Genomic DNA, 15,601 nt, shown 5'->3' with positions numbered 1-15,601 from the left:
CAACTCCGGGGAGGACGCCGTGAAGGAACTCAAGCTCGACAAGGACGTCAGGGCGCGCCTGACGGCGCAGATCCAGCGATATCTCGATGACGAACTGGACCTTGAAATCGGCAACATGGATGCGGAATTCCTGATCGATTTCCTGAGCGGCTCGCTCGGCGCCCATTTCTACAATCTCGGACTGAAGGACGCCCAGGCGCTCTTTGCGCGCAAGGCCGATGATGTCACCGACGAGATCTACGCGATGGAGCGCAAGGTCGAGGACCGAAGCTAACCGCAACGCCCGACGAATTGATTGCATGACGTCGCAGAAGAAATTCTGCAAGTGAAAACACCCCGGCGCTGCGCCGGGGTGTTTTTTTCAAGAGCGAAGCTGTCCTCAGCGCTCCGGGTTAAGAACCCGTGCCAGGTCGACGGCATCGGCAAGGTCCCCGGCTTTCCAGGCCGTCGCGATCAGGCGGTCCTGCTGGGCAGCATCCAGCAGACCGGCGCAGCAGGACCGGACTTTCGCTTCGAGCTCCCGATCGCTCAACGGGTTTTCCGGGCCGCCCCGGTATTTTTCATCCGCCCAGCCAGCGACTTCGCTGCCATCGGTCAACTGGATCGTGATCCGCGAGCGCATCACGTCAAAGCCCTGGGCCTCGATATCACTGTCGAGCTCCGTGCGGATGCGCCGCTGCATTGCCTGCATTGGTTCGCTGCGGACGAACGCGTCGGAGAATTCGTGCTTGCCGGCCTGGCGGGCGAGCGCAATCATGGCAAGCGCGGCAGGCAGGGAGAACTTCGCCTGAAGGTGATTGACGGCGATCGGATACCGGATGGGTTTCAGGATGTTTGTGCCTGCATGAACCGTGACGCTACCGATTGCATCCGGCTTGATGTCCGCATCCGTGACCAGCCGAAGCATCAGGTCGATGGTCGGATGGGTCAGGACCCCGCAGGGATAGGGCTTGATGGAAACCCCCGGCTCGACGATTGTCCAGGTCCTCCCGAACCCCTGACCGACCTTTTCCGCGCTCACACCGCCGCCCTGCACGGCGAAGAAGCCCCAGGGACCATCCAGCGCCTGCGGGTCGGCGGTGTAGCCGCGCTGTGCCAGAAGAGCGGCCGTGATGCCGTTCTCGCAGGCCCGCCCGACATGCAACGGCTTGGTCATCGTTCCGAAATTGCAGCGAATGCCGGCGGCGAGAGACGCCGCAATTCCGAAACCGGACCTCAGCCGGTCTCCGGTCAGGCCAAGGAGCTTCGCTGCAGCGGCATAAGCGCCGAAGGTGCCGACTGTACCGCTTGAATGCATGCCGCGCATATAGTGTTGCGGCAGCATCCATTCGGAAATCTTGCACTCGACCTCGAAGCCGGTGAGAAAGGCGAGCATGAACGCCTTGCCGTCGATGTTGCCGAGCTTCTGGGCCATGACCAGTGACGCGGTCAGCGGCGGGATCGTCGGATGCGTCAGCAGGCCATAGATATGTGCCGGATCGGTGCTGACCTGGCTGTCGTCCCAGTCATGCGCATGTCCCGAGGTGCCAAGGACCCGCGCCGCCATGGCGGCCGGCACGAGGTCCGTGTGCCCAAGCAGTTGCGCATCCGGCCGTCCACCTGTCTCGGCAGCCTCGGCGCGCAGGATCTCGACCATCTCGTGATCGGATCCGGCCACAAACAGACCCAGCCCGTCGAGAACGCACCGCGTACCGATCCTCAGGGCTTCTTCCGGCAGATCCTCGAAACGGACGCTTTCGACAAATTCCGCCGCTGCCGCCGTGACGGCCGTGTCCTCCGGTATATCCGCATAAATGTTCCTTGCAACGGACATGGATTAATTCCTTCTGTTCAATAATTTCGAAGTGTTTCAGGTCTTGCGACGACCCTGATCATTCGTTTCCGTGAGCGAGCCTGTCCGCGTCCTCGCGTTTGCGCGTCTTGATCAAACGGCCGATCGGCGTTGAAAACACACTGACGATGGCAAGCACGAAGAAGAAGACGGCGATCGGGCGCGTCAGGAATTTCCAGGCGTCCTGGTCGAAGAGGATCATTGACTGCGCCAGCGAGTTTTCGACCAGGTGACCGAGCACCAGTCCCATGATGATCGGTGCAGGCGAGAAGCCGGCCCGGTTCAGGAAGTACCCAAGGAAGCCTGCAATCAGCATGATGTAGACATCATTGAGTGATTGTCCGACACCGAAGGCACCGACGACACACAGGCAGAAAACGGCCGGCCACAGGAACTGACGCGGGATCAGCGAGATGCGCGAGAAGTAACGCGCCCCGACAAGGCCGAATGCAAGAAAGACGAAATTCGCCAGCAGCATCGCGAAGAAGATCGCGTAGAGCAGGTTCGGCTGGTTTTCGAAGAGGTAGGGCCCCGGGCGCAGGCCGTGGATCTGGAGCCCGCCCAGAATCACCGCAGCGGTTGCCGATCCCGGGATGCCGAGCGCAAGCGTCGGCACCATGGCCCCGCCCGTTGCCGCATTGTTGGCCGCTTCCGGACCCGCGACGCCTTCGATCTCGCCCTTGCCGAAATTGTCCTTGTTGGGAGACCAGCGTTTCGCCTCGTTGTAACCGATCATCGCGGCGACCGTGCTGCCCTCGGCGGGCAGAATACCGACAAAGGTCCCGATCCCGGAAGATCGCAGGATCGTCTTCCAGACCCGCTTGAAGTCATCCACCGTCGGCAGTTTGAGCGCCGACATGGCGAACCGTTCCAGCGGACGGTCCTTCTGTGTTGCCTGGTCAAGAAGTTCCGCCATGGCAAACAGGCCGATCAGGACCGGAATGAAGCTGATGCCTTCATAAAGTTCCGGGACGCCGAATGTGAAACGCTCGACACCGGTCGTCAGGTCAACACCCACGGTGGCGATCAGCACGCCAAAAGCTCCGCCAATCAGGTTCTTGACGGCGGATTTGCCGCTGATGGAGGCGAGCATGGAGAGCCCGAAGACAGTCAGGGCAAAATATTCCGGAGGCCCGAACCTGTAGGCGATCGTTGCCAGAAAGGGCGCGGCAAAGATCAGCACGAAAAGAGAGAAGATCCCGCCGGCAACACTTGAGGCTGCGGCCATGCCGAGCGCCCTGCCCGTCTGACCGTTCTTGGCCAGCGGGTAGCCGTCGAATGCGGTCGCGGCAGCCGGCGGTGCCCCGGGCGCGTTGATCAGTATCGCGGTGATCGATCCGCCGAAGGTTCCGGCACAGTAGAGCGCCGCCAGCATCGCGATCGCCGGAATAGGCTCGAGATAGATCGTGAACGGCAAAAGCAGTGCCACCGCCATGGAGCTCGACAACCCGGGCAAGGCGCCGACCAGAACCCCGACAAGGGTGCCGGCGCAGATCAAGAGAAGTGTTTGCGGCTGAAGGATTTCCGTCAAACCGCCGAGAAGCATTTCCATGATGGCCTCCCTTAGCTGAGGAATGTCAGTGGTCCGAGCGGCAGGCGCAGACCGAGCAGGATTTGGAAAACGACGTAGATCGCGGCCGGAACCGCAACCGCAAACGCGGCGATTATCCTGACATCGCGCGCACCCCACAGAAGCGGCAGCACGGCGCAGACGAAAAAGAAGGCAATCGGCACACCCAGGAACGGGGCTGCGATCGCGGCAAGGCCGAGAAGCCCGACGGTTGCCCACATCTGCCAGGGAGGCACTGTGATCGTGCCCTTCTCTCCGCTGCGCAGACCCTGCAGGATCATCAGCACCGCCAGAGCGGAGATAACGCCGAGCACAAGGCGCGGCATATGGGTTGCCGGCATGCCCTGGGCTGCGCCGAGCGGGTCACTGTCAAATGTCGTCGTCACGTAGTAGAGGGCGGCGCACAGAAGCAGGATCAGGCATCCGGGCACCAGGTCTTTCGGCAGACTCATGTCATTTCCTCCCTGCCGGGGTGGCGCGAACCTGACAGGCACGCGCCACGGATTTCCGGGTGATTATTTTCTGAGACCGAGATCGCCGAGCGTCTGGTAGATGTTGTCGTACATCGAGCGGATCTGGGCGTCCCACTCGTCTGACCCACCGATTGAGCTTGGGTCGAGGCCGATACCTTCCAGATAGGCCTGATAGGTGCCGTGGTTCATCGCCTTGAGGAGTTTTTCCTCAAGCGCGGCAACCCGCTCCTCCGGCGTTTCCGCCATCACGACGATGCCGCGCACGGTCGAGAAATTGACATCCTCCACCCCCAGTTCGGCAAGCGTCGGCGTGTCCGGCAGGGCAGACAGGCGCTTCGTGGCCATCACGCCAAGCGGAATGAAGTCTCCCGATTCAATGCCGTCCACGGCTTCACCGTAGTTCAGACCGGCAGCCTGGATATTGCCGCCCATCAGGTTGGTGATCATGGCGCCGCCGCCATCAAACGGCACATAAGCGATTTTCACGCCCGATTTGTTTGAAAACGTGATCGCGGCGATGTGGTCGATCCCACCTGCTTGCGTACCGCCCCACTTGATGGGCGCTTGCTTGGAGACTTCTTTCAGATCGTCGAAGGAGGTGATGCCCGAGCTCTTGTTGACGACGAGAATGATCGGGTCGTCCGTCGACCGGACAACGCCCTTGATGTCCTCAAGCTTGATCGGAGCACGGCCACGCGCCATCGTGATCAGGTGCGTAGGTGTGATCGCCATCAGCGTATGGCCGTCGGCAGGTTTGCCGGACACATAGGACATGGCCACGGTTCCGCCCCCGCCCTTCTTGATCTGGACGAAGGCGTCGGTTCCCAGTTCGCGTCGCGCACGAATCAGCATGGTGCGCGCCGTGGTGTCAGTGCCACCGCCCGCAGACGCATGCGTCACAACCTCAACCGGCTGCGAGGGAAACTCGTTCGCCGTGGCACTGCCGACGGTCAAGGCGAGTGTCGCGGCTGCAAGGGCCGCCGTTTTCAGAAATGTCATTGCGTCCTCCCGTAAGTTCCGGCGCGACAACTGGGTCGAGCGCCAAGGATGCGCCAACCTAAATTGCAAACTGTAAACTGTCAACAGTTTTCAATATACGAACAACGTGACCGCTGTGGGGCGGCTTCAGATCAGATTGGTCAAAGGCTCAGGTCAGGAAGGAGCAGACATGCGGGCCCAGCCGCCGGCCACGTGCCGGCGCATGGCACCATCGGCCGCGGCCGCGTCGCGGGCCAGAAGAGCATCTATGATGGCGCGGTGCTCCTGGTTCGAAACGAGCAGATTGCCTTTCTGGACAAGGCCGCGGCGCCGGAAGAGATGAAGCTGGTTCACGATCCAGCGGTAGCTCTGTCCAAGCGCGGGGTTTTTCGAAGCCCCGACAAGGAGATCGTGGAATTCGAGGTTGAGCGAATAATAGCGGGACAGGTCGCCATCATGAGCGGCGGCATCCATTTTCTCAACGAGTTTCTGGAGTTTTTCCAGCGTGGCGTCGCTTGCCCGTTCGACAATAAGCCGGCCGGTCAGACCGGCGAGTGCACCGCGCACCTCATAGAGATCGCGTGCTTCATCAAGGGTCATCTCCCGCACATACATGCCATGATTGGTGGCGCTTACCAGAAGCCCCGCCTGTTCAAGACTTCTGCAGGCCTCGCGGATCGGGCCCCGGCTGACGCCGAGCCTGCCGGCAAGCGCGCTCTCGTTGATCCTGTCACCTGCTTCCAACTCACCGGAGATGATCATCTCCTCGATCGCTTCACAAACAATGGTGCTGAGGGTTTTGGACCGGCGCTGGCTGATTTGTTCAAGCGTCGAGTTTTTCGATGATTCCTTTGACATGTCCGCAAAGATAAATGTCAATTGAAAACTGTCAACGAAGATGCGCGTCTATTGCCCCCCGGCTGTCGCATCTTTGAGCATGTCATGCCGCCTGGTTGCGCTTCTGTTTCGGAGGATAGCCGAAACGCCGTGAAAACGCCCTGGAGAACGCGGCTGGACTGGAAAACCCGCACAGCGTCGCAACCGACTTGACCTGCCGGCCGGATTCAAGCTCCGCCCGTGCGATGTCGAGACGCCAGTTGGAGAGGTAGCCCATCGGTGTTGCACCGACGAGTTCCTTGAACGTCACGGCAAACTGCGTTCGGGACATGCCGGCCGTTTCGGCAAGCCGTTCGAGCGTCCAGCTTTCTTCCGGTGCCTCGTGGATCGCGACCAGAGCGGCCGCGATACGCGGATGCGCAAGACCGTTCAGGAGCCCGGTATCCGCTTTGCCCTCCTCCATGGCGTGACGCAACAAACGGATCACAACGACCTCGCACAGGCGCTGGAAGGCCGCCTGACCTCCGCATCTGGGCGTGGTTGCCTCTTCGATCAGCGGGGTCACCACCGCGGTGAGGTACGGTTCTTCCGAAAGCGGCACGGAAATGCAGGCAGGCAAGGCATTGATCAGCTGTTTGCCGATCCCCGAGATGGAGATATGGGCTGCGACAAGCGGCGTTTCACCGCTCAAAGGTGCGATCTCCGGGTAAGCCTGGTCTTCTTCGGACATCGACGGACAGAAGATCAGCCGGTTGGCACCGCTGGGATCGGCGTAGATCACGAGATTGGCGAACCCGTTGGCGGGTTGATCCGCCAGCGCATTTTCCACATGAACCCTCAGACGATCTATCAGCGAGGACAGCCGGTCGAGCTTTCCGCTGAACGAAGTTCGATAGGCAACCGGCAAATTCGTACTCCTGATCATCTTTTTGGGATGTTTATTCTCGTTGCGTTCGCTATTTTAAGCTCATCAAAAGGCAAAAGTGAAGCCTTGCCACCAAAGTCATGAGGAAAAAATGCTAATTCCACGTCAACAGGTACCCGCCCTGACGGTAGACACGCTTGGCTCGGGCACCTTCGACCTTGCAGCCGACGGAGCCGATTTTGCGACTCTCGTCGTGTTTTACCGCGGTCTCCACTGCCCGATCTGCGCAACATACCTGAAAGAACTGGGCCGCCTGACTCCGGACTTCGCGGAAAAGGGCGTCAAAACCATCGCGATTTCGTCCGACGACAAGGACAGGGCACAGCAGATGGCCGACAAGGTCGGACACGAAGCCCTTCGTTTCGGTTATGGCCTGCCGCTCACTGTGGCGAAGGAATGGGGCCTTTACGTCTCCACCAGCCGCGGCACCACCTCCATCGGGATCGAAGAGCCGGCCCTGTTCTCCGAACCCGGCGTCTTTCTCGTGAAAGGTGATGGCAGCCTCTATTTTGCTTCCGTCCAGACGATGCCGTTCGTGCGCCCGCATTTCCAGGAAATGATCGGTGCGCTCGATTTCGTGCAGAAGAACGACTACCCGGCCCGCGGCGAATATACCGGCGCGGTCTGAGGGTCGTGCTTCCGGGCCGGGATCCCACTCCCGGCCTGGGGCGATCCCCTTTGCGGCTGACGGCCGTACGCGATTATACTCCCTGCGTCCTCGTTCCCGGTGCATGGAGACAGAAATGCGGAACGCCCATCTCCTCCCTTCAGTCCCCTGCCCTCTGATCGAGACGCCCCGCGCATGAGCGAGGTCGACCGAGTCCGTGACTTTTACGATCGCACCGTCGAAGACGAATGGCTTCGGCTCGAAAAGAACTGGCTCGAATACGGCGTCACCAGCGCCTTTCTGAATCGCTTTCTGCCGGCGACGGCGCGCATTCTCGACTGCGGGTGCGGTCCGGGCCGGTATGCGCTCGACCTGACAGCCGCCGGCCACAGTGTCGATCTACGCGATCTTTCACCGGAAAACATTGCCCGCGCCCGGGAGGAGGCCCACAAGCGGGGCCTGACGTTCAACGCGGCACAAGCCGGCGATGCCCGCGACCTGTCGGACTTGCCCGATGCCGACTATGACGCCGTTCTGGTGCTCGGCCCCCTCTACCATCTCACCTCGGAGGACGACCGCAACCGAGTCATCTCCGAGACGGTCAGGGTCCTGAAACCCGGGGGTATCGCCGCCTTCGCCTTCATTTCTCGGTTCGCCGCCGCCCACTACCAGCTGAAGACCGATCCCGCGGCCATCGGCCAGCGCCGCGCCGTGATCGACGAGTTTCTCAACGAGCGCCGGCACAGGCTGGCGTCCGAAACCGATTTTTTCGTCGACGCGCATTTCGTCGATCCTTCGGAAGTCCCGTCGGTCTTCCACGGCACGGGGCTGGAACAACGTGCACTCTTCGGCGCCGAGAGCATGATGGCGCAAAGCGAGTGGCGGCTCGCCGATCTGCCGGTTGCGGAGCGTCGGCAATGGCTCGATTTCGCGGTATCCGTGGCCGAAACACCCGCCGCACTTTACGGAAGCGAACACATCGTGTTCATCGGCACGAAACGCGGCTGAACACGGTCAAAAAAGCGGCCCTGCATCGAGCGGAATTAACCGTGAGCGCATTTACGTCCGGTTTCAGTTAAACTTTTAGTTATATTGTCACTGTTTATCTTTACAACCCAATCACAACCCATTACTCTACGCGAAGTTGTTTCTGATTTCCTTTTATGCCGACAAATCTCAGTAAAAATGCGTGATTCCGATGGAACTAAACGATGAAGTGATTGTTGTTTTTAAAAAAATTCTTGAATCTCAAGGAATTAATACCAGAAAGCACGAATATATTATGCAGACCGAAAGCCACATTGATACGAGTAAAGAGTTGACGGCTGAACGTTTACTTCTGCGCATCATGAAACTTGAGCACACGGTCCAGGAGCTCAGGCAAGAAAACACCTTCAAGGACAAGGAAATCAAGCGACTCGAAGGCCAGATGCGTGACTGGCAGCAAGTCACCCTGAAGCTTCAGTCCAGGGTCGCCAAGCGCGTCTGATACCTTATCCGGTCGCCGGTCTTTTTCTCCCCGGCGGTGCCTGTCTTTCCCGGCACCTGGATGTGGCGCGTTTCCCGCAAACAAAGTTCGTCGTTCCCCTCCCCTTTCCGGACGCAATCTGCTACACGGCGGCAACATTGCGCGACCGCGGCTGCCCGGTCCAACCAGGGCGGCCCAAAGAAACTGGAACGACATGATCCCGAACGACATTAAGATCACGCCCGACCTGATTGCCTCTCACGGGCTGAAGCCGGATGAATACGAGCGTATCCTTGAACTGATCGGGCGCGAGCCGACCTTTACCGAACTCGGTATCTTTTCGGCCATGTGGAACGAGCACTGCTCCTACAAGTCTTCCAAGAAATGGCTGAAAACCTTGCCGACCGAAGGCCCCCGCGTCCTGCAGGGACCCGGTGAAAACGCCGGTGTCGTCGACATCGGTGACGGCCAGACCGTCGTCTTCAAGATGGAAAGCCACAATCACCCCTCCTACATCGAACCCTACCAGGGAGCTGCGACGGGTGTTGGCGGCATCCTGCGCGACGTGTTCACGATGGGCGCGCGTCCCGTTGCCGCCATGAATGCGCTGCGATTCGGCGCCCCTGACCATCCGCGCACGCGCCATCTCGTATCCGGTGTCGTTTCCGGTGTCGGCGGCTACGGAAACTCCTTCGGCGTTCCGACCGTCGGCGGAGAGGTTGAGTTCCACGCCCGTTACAATGGCAACTGCCTCGTCAATGCCTTCGCGGCCGGTCTTGCAAATTCGGATGCGATCTTCCTGTCCAAGGCGGAAGGCGTGGGTCTTCCCGTCGTCTATCTCGGGGCGAAAACCGGCCGGGACGGTGTCGGCGGCGCAACGATGGCGTCTGCCGAATTCGACGACACGATCGAGGAGAAGCGCCCGACGGTTCAGGTCGGCGACCCTTTCACCGAAAAATGCCTGCTCGAGGCCTGCCTTGAACTCATGGATACCGGCGCCGTCATCGCCATTCAGGACATGGGCGCTGCCGGCCTCACCTGCTCCGCGGTCGAGATGGGCGCAAAGGGTGATCTGGGCATTGAGCTTGACCTCGACAAGGTGCCTGTTCGCGAAGAACGCATGAGCGCCTACGAAATGATGCTTTCGGAAAGCCAGGAGCGCATGCTGATGGTCCTGCGGCCGGCCATGGAGCAGGAAGCCGAAGCGATCTTCCGCAAATGGGGCCTCGATTTCGCGATTGTCGGCGTCACCACGGACACGCTGCGCTTTGTCGTCAAGCATCAGGGCGACGTCGTTGCCGACCTGCCGATCAAGGATCTGGGTGACGAAGCTCCCGAATACGACCGTCCCTGGGCCGAACCGGTGAAACTGCCGCTGCTATCGGCCGCCGATGTTGAAGAACCGGGCGACTACGCCGAAGCGCTGACCACTTTGTTGGGCGGCGCCAACGGGTCCTCGCGGCGCTGGGTCTATGAGCAGTATGACACGCTGATCCAGGGCAACACGGCAGCGTCCCCTGGCGGCGATGCCGGCGTGATCCGTGTCGAGGGAACTCGCAAGGGTCTCGCTTTTTCCGTTGACGTCACACCCCGCTATTGCGAGGCGGACCCGTTCGAAGGCGGCAAGCAGGCAGTTGCCGAGGTCTGGCGCAATCTGACCGCCGTCGGCTCGGAGCCGCTGGCAGCAACGGACAACCTGAATTTCGGCAACCCGGAAAAGCCGGAGATCATGGGCCAGTTTGTCGGCTGTATCAAAGGTATTGGAGAAGCCTGCCGCGCTCTGGATTTCCCGATCGTCTCCGGAAATGTCTCTCTCTACAACGAAACCCACGGCGAAGCGATCCTGCCGACGCCGGCGATCGGCGGCGTGGGGCTTCTTCCGGACGTGACTGTCCGGGCCGGAGCATCCTTCGCAAATGAAGGTGACGCCGTGCTGCTTGTCGGCGGTTTCGGCACGCATCTTGGAGCCACGCAGTATCTTGCCGAGGTGCTGGGCCGCGAAGAAGGCGCGCCGCCACCCGTGGATCTTGCCGCCGAAAAGCGCCGCGGAACGATCGTGCGCCAGCTCATCGGGGCGGCACGGCTGACGGGCGTTCACGATGTTTCCTCCGGCGGGCTCGCCGTTGCGCTTGCGGAAATGGCGATTGCAGGCGGCATCGGGGCGACGGTCAAGGTCGACGGTCCCGCGCATGCGGCGCTTTTCGGAGAAGACCAGGGACGTTATGTGCTGACGGTTTCCCGGGACCGGGTCGATGCGGTTCTCGAAGACCTGCTGGACGCCGGAATCGACGCGCAGCAGATCGGCAAAACGGGTGGTCGGGATTTGACTGTTGAGGGCATTCTCACCATATCCGTTGCAAACTTGAAAAAAGCACACGAAGATTGGTTCCCGAACTATATGGCAGGCGCTTAAGCCGTTTGCCTTTCAGGAGCTTGACATGAGGACTGATGCACGATGCCGATGAACGCGAACGAGATCGAAACCCTGATCAAGGAGGCGCTGCCCGACGCTCAGGTGGAGATCCGGGATTTGGCCGGCGACGGAGATCACTACGCGGCAAATGTCGTGTCGGAGCATTTTCGCGGCAAGAGCCGCGTTCAGCAGCATCAGATGGTTTACGAGGCCCTGAAGGGCAATATGGGCGGCGCGCTGCATGCGCTTGCGCTGCAGACCAAGGCACCCGATTGAACTGAGAGGGATTCGTCAATTCGGGGCATTTCCTGCCCTTCCCCTTGAATTTCCGGCATTTCGAAACACATATGCGGACAAAGTAAGGGAACTCGAATGGTTTGGCTTCTTCTCGCGGTGTTGCTCGTCATGGTTCTGATGGAACTGCGCATCTGGAGAGCGGTGGCAAAACTGATCTATCGGACCGGCCGTGACCGCCTCACGCCCGCCAATCAAAAGGACTGACATCCATGAGCATCCAGGACTGGATCAAGAACGAAGTCGACACCAACGACGTGGTGCTGTTCATGAAGGGCACGCCGAACTTCCCGCAATGCGGGTTCTCCGGCCAGGTCGTTCAGATCCTCGATTATGTCGGCGCGCCCTACAAGGGCATCAACGTTCTGGAAGACGATGAACTGCGTCACGGGATCAAGGAATTCACCAACTGGCCGACGATCCCGCAGCTCTACATCAAGGGCGAATTCATCGGCGGCTGCGACATCATCCGTGAAATGTTCCAGAACCAGGAACTGCAGGGCATGCTCTCCGACAAGGGCATCGAAACGACGCAGCAGCCTGCCTGATCCGGATTCAATCTCTGAACTGACGACGTCAAGGGGCGGTTTTTCCGCCCCTTTTTGCGTTTGAACACCTGCCCGACAACGTCCCTTCGTCACCCCGGACGAACACCGAGAGATCCGGGGCTGGCGAGCCGAAGTGTACCTAAAAAGCAATCGGCAGCCCCGGCGCCTGTGCCTCCCCGATCCCGGCTCTGCGCTCCGCTTGACCGGGATGACGCTGAACAAAAAAGACGAAACCCGAAGCCCGCAACAATCACCCCCTCCTTCGTCGCCCCGGGCGAACGACGTGAGACCCGGGGCCGGTGAGCCGAAGTGTACCTTGAAAGCATTCGGCAGGCCCGGCGCCTGTGCCTCCCCGATCCCGGCTCTGCGCTGCGCTTGGCCGGGATGACGACTGGCAGGGAGAACCCGTCATTCCGGACCAGCGCAGCGACAGCTGCGCGCCGATATCTGTCACGCTGAGTGAGTGACCGTCTCAAGGGAATTGAGGACACATCACCCCCTCCTTCGTCACCCCGGGCGAACACCGTGAGACCCGGGGCCGGTGAGCCTCGGCTTGCCGATGGGCAACCGAAACCCAGACGGGTCAGTGCCTCCCCGATCCCGGCTCTGCGCTGCGCTTGGCCGGGATGACGACGAACGAAAAGGTGAAAATCCGAGGCCTGAAGCAATCCCCCCCTCTTTCGCCACCCCGGACGAACGACGTGAGACCCGGGGCCGGCGCCCAAAGGTGATCGGGAAGACAACCAAGAAAAATTCCTGTTATCCAAAGCAAACCCGAATCAAATCTGGCCGAAATCGGGCGCGGGCTCGGCAAATCTTGGCGAATCACCTAACATGAACCCTAGGTGAATGCGGATTTCAGGGTAAGTACAGGTGCGTTCCGCCATTCTCCGTCCATATCGAAAGGTCCGGCATGATGCCGACCGGGAAATGGGATCGGGGACAATGAACAAGTTTGCAATCGCAACCACCTCTACCTTCGTGATCGCTCTGGCCGGATTCGGGCTTGTCCTGTCCGACAGCCCGTCGACCGACCGCGAGTTGCGGCGGGTCGACTGCCAGGCCATAACGATGTTCACGCCCGCGCAGAACAAAAGTCCGGAAGATCTTTGCGCCAATTACGGCGGCGTTGCCGAAACCGGCACCGAGCCGAGCAAGTCCGGACTGGTCATTCTGGTTCGCAACCAGCCGATGGGCGGCTTCGCGGGGGGAAACACGGTGCGCTGATCAGCGGCCACGACACGCCGCTCAATCCTCCCCCTTGGAACCCGTCTTGATCGCAAAGGATTCCAGGGGCTCCGCGACATTGTGCAGATCGAGACTGCCGAGCGCTTCCAGGGCAAAGCCGGATTCGCGCGCAACCTCCCCGGATGCGACAATTTCCTTCCCGTTGACCTTGCCATGCTCGCCCAGACGCGCTGCCAGGTTTGCCGCGCTGCCGATGACCGTGAAATCCAGCCGTTCCTTTGATCCCACATTGCCATAGGTCACGTCGCCATAGGCGATGCCGATGGCGCAGGAGAGCGGCATGCCGCCATTCTCCTTGCAGGGCTCGGCCAGGGCCTTGACGATTTCATCCGCGCTGGCCGCGGCCTGACGGCAGGCCTGTGCATGACCGGAGCTGGCCGGAAAGATCGCCAGAACCGCATCGCCGATGAATTTGAGCACCTCGCCGTCATGCGCATTGACGATATCCGTCGCGGTCTCGAAAAACTGGTTCAGCACGGCGACGTAATCGTCGCGGCCGAGTTCGGTTTCGAGCCGGGTCGAATGCCTGAGGTCGCAGAACAGGATCGCGGCATCGATCACGTCGCCGTCGCCGCGGCGGATCTCACCGCCCAGGACGCGGGCGCCGGTGCGTTTGCCCAGGTATGTTTCCAGCAGCGTTGTCGCGTTCGAAGTCAGGGCGAACACCTCGAACAGGCGGCTGATAAGCGCGGAACACTCGAAGATCAGCCCCAGATTGGCGGTTGAAAACCCGTTGGGGTGGTCGGAGGCGAGTGTCAGCACGTTGATCCGGCCATCCGAGAACGGCAAGGGCATCGCGACATAGTCCGTCACGCCCTGTTCTTTCAGGTCTTCCATGATCGGAAAGTCGAACTCGTCCGGATTGGTGTCGAGTTTCTGGCGAATACCGCCCAGCCCGTTCGCGACGTGCTGAAACGGACTGTCTCTGAAAACGGGACTTTCCAGGATCTCGTAGGACGGGTAGCGGCTGGTCACCTCGTCTTCGCCGCGGACCCAGATGCAGTTCTGCCCGGCCACCATCGGATGCAGCGACCAGATCAGGATGCTCATCCGGCTGACGGCTATTCCGTCGGCAACCAGCTTGTTGCCCAGCGCGGCGAGCAACTCTTCGGGGGTCTTGGCGAGCCAGGCCTCGCGCAGCAGCCAGTCGACGACCGGCCCGGAGATGTTACCGGTCGGCATTTCGGCGACCGGGTCTCCGTCATGCTCGATGCTGGTGGTGACACCGGGCATGAAGCCGACGCATCCATCAACCGCCTGCCCTTCGGGCAAAGCCTTGGGATAGTGCCAGGCGCCGTATTGGATCGTCTCGCCGCCCACCGTCACGTGGCTGTAGGAGGCCGTTCCCTTGAACGGACAGAAGGTCTTGTGCGCGGGTGCAGGAACCAGATCGGCAAGCACATCCTCGAACGGGAAGTAGACAACCGGCGACAGCCGGGTCTCGTACATCACCCGGGCTTTCCTGGAGCGCGCGACAATGTGGGCGCCGCGCCGGGCGATCACCTCGCCGGACAGCTGTTCGACCACGATGCCGTAGTCATTAGAAGTCTGTTGAACGCGAACGGTCATTGACCATGAGATAGGTGAGCAGACGGGAACTGTCCAGACAAACGTGCGACGCAGACGGCCCCCCGGATCTCCCCGGGTGCATCAAGCCTTCAGTCCTCGAACCAGTCATTCCATGCCGGCCAGTTGTCGACCAGGTTCGCGATCATGGCATATCCGGTCCCGTCGCAGTGGATCCTGTCGCCCCGTGTCAGGCTCGCCATGTAGTCTCGATTGGCAAGCAGGGGCGTCTGCAGGTCGAAATAGGGAACCTCGAGTGTTTCCGCCAGCGTCTTGAACCGCGCGTTGAGCGCCGCTGCGTCCTTCTGAAAGAAAGACACCTCCAGGCCTTCGCTCGGATGCATGGGGGAACAGGCTTCATTTGCAGGCGGCAGCCCGACCCACAGCGTCGGATAAGTTTCCGCAACCTCCTTCACGAAGGCCTCGGCTTCCTCGACGGAGGCGTCTTCCTCGATCTGGCGGCCGCTCCCGGTGATGTCGCCAATGTCGTTGATACCGAATTGGAGCACCACCCTGTTGTCCGAGCCTTCCGGAAACCGGGCTTCGCAGTCTTGCCGCCAGCGCGCGTGGATCTGGGACGTCGTTTCACCGCGAATTCCGAGATCATAGAAGGACATTTGCATGTCCCTGGTAAACCGGCGTTCACACAAGCGCCCGATCCATCCCAGACAGCGTTCGTCGCCGGTCCCGTTGACGTAGCTGTCACCGACGAAGCAGATACGCAGATCGCGCATGAAGTCCTCCCAGAATTCAGAAAGACTAACCTCGCCCGATAAGTGCGGCAGGTCCAGCCTGTTTCATCAAGGAAACCACGCCTGGACGTCATCGATGCACCGGCGTGAT

At 60.6% G+C, this 15,601-nt stretch carries 17 protein-coding genes; 9 read left to right on the top strand and 8 right to left on the bottom strand.

The annotated features are described in order from the left end of the window. The first annotated feature begins 19 nt into the window (after positions 1-19). A complete protein-coding gene (locus tag ACO08A_RS22010) occupies positions 20-274 on the top strand; it encodes a DUF2164 domain-containing protein (protein ID WP_422038060.1) in 255 nt (84 codons plus the stop codon). Positions 275-379: 105 nt separating this feature from the next. Here ACO08A_RS22010 and ACO08A_RS22005 read toward each other — a convergent pair whose 3' ends face one another. From ACO08A_RS22005 to ACO08A_RS21980, 6 genes are all read right to left on the bottom strand, one after another. Continuing rightward, positions 380-1,813, bottom strand: a complete 1,434-nt coding sequence (locus tag ACO08A_RS22005; RefSeq protein WP_422038059.1) for an MmgE/PrpD family protein — start codon at positions 1,811-1,813, stop codon at positions 380-382. A gap of 58 nt (positions 1,814-1,871) precedes the next feature. After that, entirely contained in the window at positions 1,872-3,383 is a 1,512-nt protein-coding gene (locus tag ACO08A_RS22000; protein WP_422038057.1) for a tripartite tricarboxylate transporter permease, read from the bottom strand. An 11-nt stretch (positions 3,384-3,394) separates the two neighbouring features. Further along, complete coding sequence (locus tag ACO08A_RS21995; protein ID WP_422038055.1) at positions 3,395-3,853, bottom strand: tripartite tricarboxylate transporter TctB family protein; 459 nt, start codon at positions 3,851-3,853, stop codon at positions 3,395-3,397. 63 nt (positions 3,854-3,916) lie between these two features. Beyond that, positions 3,917-4,873, bottom strand: a complete 957-nt coding sequence (locus ACO08A_RS21990; protein ID WP_422038054.1) for a Bug family tripartite tricarboxylate transporter substrate binding protein — start codon at positions 4,871-4,873, stop codon at positions 3,917-3,919. Positions 4,874-5,026: 153 nt separating this feature from the next. Beyond that, on the bottom strand, positions 5,027-5,710 hold the full coding sequence (locus ACO08A_RS21985; RefSeq protein WP_422038053.1) for a GntR family transcriptional regulator: 684 nt from the start codon (positions 5,708-5,710) through the stop codon (positions 5,027-5,029). An 82-nt stretch (positions 5,711-5,792) separates the two neighbouring features. Continuing rightward, entirely contained in the window at positions 5,793-6,614 is an 822-nt protein-coding gene (locus ACO08A_RS21980) for a helix-turn-helix domain-containing protein (RefSeq protein WP_422038051.1), read from the bottom strand. A 91-nt stretch (positions 6,615-6,705) separates the two neighbouring features. Between ACO08A_RS21980 and ACO08A_RS21975 the strand changes: the two genes are divergently transcribed. From ACO08A_RS21975 to ACO08A_RS21940, 8 genes are all read left to right on the top strand, one after another. Then, positions 6,706-7,242: a peroxiredoxin-like family protein gene (locus ACO08A_RS21975; protein WP_422038050.1), complete on the top strand. Its 537-nt coding sequence runs from the start codon at positions 6,706-6,708 to the stop codon at positions 7,240-7,242. A gap of 174 nt (positions 7,243-7,416) precedes the next feature. Next, positions 7,417-8,229: a class I SAM-dependent methyltransferase gene (locus ACO08A_RS21970; RefSeq protein WP_422038048.1), complete on the top strand. Its 813-nt coding sequence runs from the start codon at positions 7,417-7,419 to the stop codon at positions 8,227-8,229. 190 nt (positions 8,230-8,419) lie between these two features. Continuing rightward, the gene (locus ACO08A_RS21965; protein WP_422038046.1) at positions 8,420-8,710 is read left to right on the top strand and encodes a hypothetical protein; all 291 of its coding nucleotides are present in this window, start codon (positions 8,420-8,422) and stop codon (positions 8,708-8,710) included. Between the two features lie 193 nt (positions 8,711-8,903). After that, positions 8,904-11,102: a phosphoribosylformylglycinamidine synthase subunit PurL gene (purL, locus tag ACO08A_RS21960; protein WP_422038045.1), complete on the top strand. Its 2,199-nt coding sequence runs from the start codon at positions 8,904-8,906 to the stop codon at positions 11,100-11,102. A 42-nt stretch (positions 11,103-11,144) separates the two neighbouring features. Next, on the top strand, positions 11,145-11,378 hold the full coding sequence (locus ACO08A_RS21955; RefSeq protein WP_306145981.1) for a BolA family protein: 234 nt from the start codon (positions 11,145-11,147) through the stop codon (positions 11,376-11,378). Positions 11,379-11,474: 96 nt separating this feature from the next. After that, positions 11,475-11,603: a hypothetical protein gene (locus ACO08A_RS21950; protein WP_421983694.1), complete on the top strand. Its 129-nt coding sequence runs from the start codon at positions 11,475-11,477 to the stop codon at positions 11,601-11,603. A gap of 5 nt (positions 11,604-11,608) precedes the next feature. Next, positions 11,609-11,944 carry a Grx4 family monothiol glutaredoxin gene (grxD, locus tag ACO08A_RS21945; RefSeq protein WP_421983695.1) on the top strand — a complete coding sequence of 112 codons (336 nt, stop codon included), beginning with the start codon at positions 11,609-11,611 and terminating at the stop codon, positions 11,942-11,944. A gap of 945 nt (positions 11,945-12,889) precedes the next feature. Then, a complete protein-coding gene (locus tag ACO08A_RS21940) occupies positions 12,890-13,171 on the top strand; it encodes an antitermination protein (protein WP_422038044.1) in 282 nt (93 codons plus the stop codon). 21 nt (positions 13,172-13,192) lie between these two features. On the opposite strand, the gene ACO08A_RS21935 is transcribed toward ACO08A_RS21940, so the two are convergent. Together ACO08A_RS21935 and ACO08A_RS21930 are read right to left on the bottom strand one after the other, a co-directional pair. After that, positions 13,193-14,761, bottom strand: a complete 1,569-nt coding sequence (locus ACO08A_RS21935; RefSeq protein WP_422038043.1) for a DUF427 domain-containing protein — start codon at positions 14,759-14,761, stop codon at positions 13,193-13,195. A gap of 89 nt (positions 14,762-14,850) precedes the next feature. After that, positions 14,851-15,492, bottom strand: a complete 642-nt coding sequence (locus ACO08A_RS21930) for a GDSL-type esterase/lipase family protein (protein WP_422038042.1) — start codon at positions 15,490-15,492, stop codon at positions 14,851-14,853. Positions 15,493-15,601: the final 109 nt, after the last annotated feature.

Source organism: Roseibium sp. (assembly GCF_965232425.1).
GTDB lineage: Bacteria > Pseudomonadota > Alphaproteobacteria > Rhizobiales > Stappiaceae > Roseibium.
Note: the sequence above shows the minus strand (reverse complement) of the source record. Positions and strands in the feature narration are given on the sequence as shown.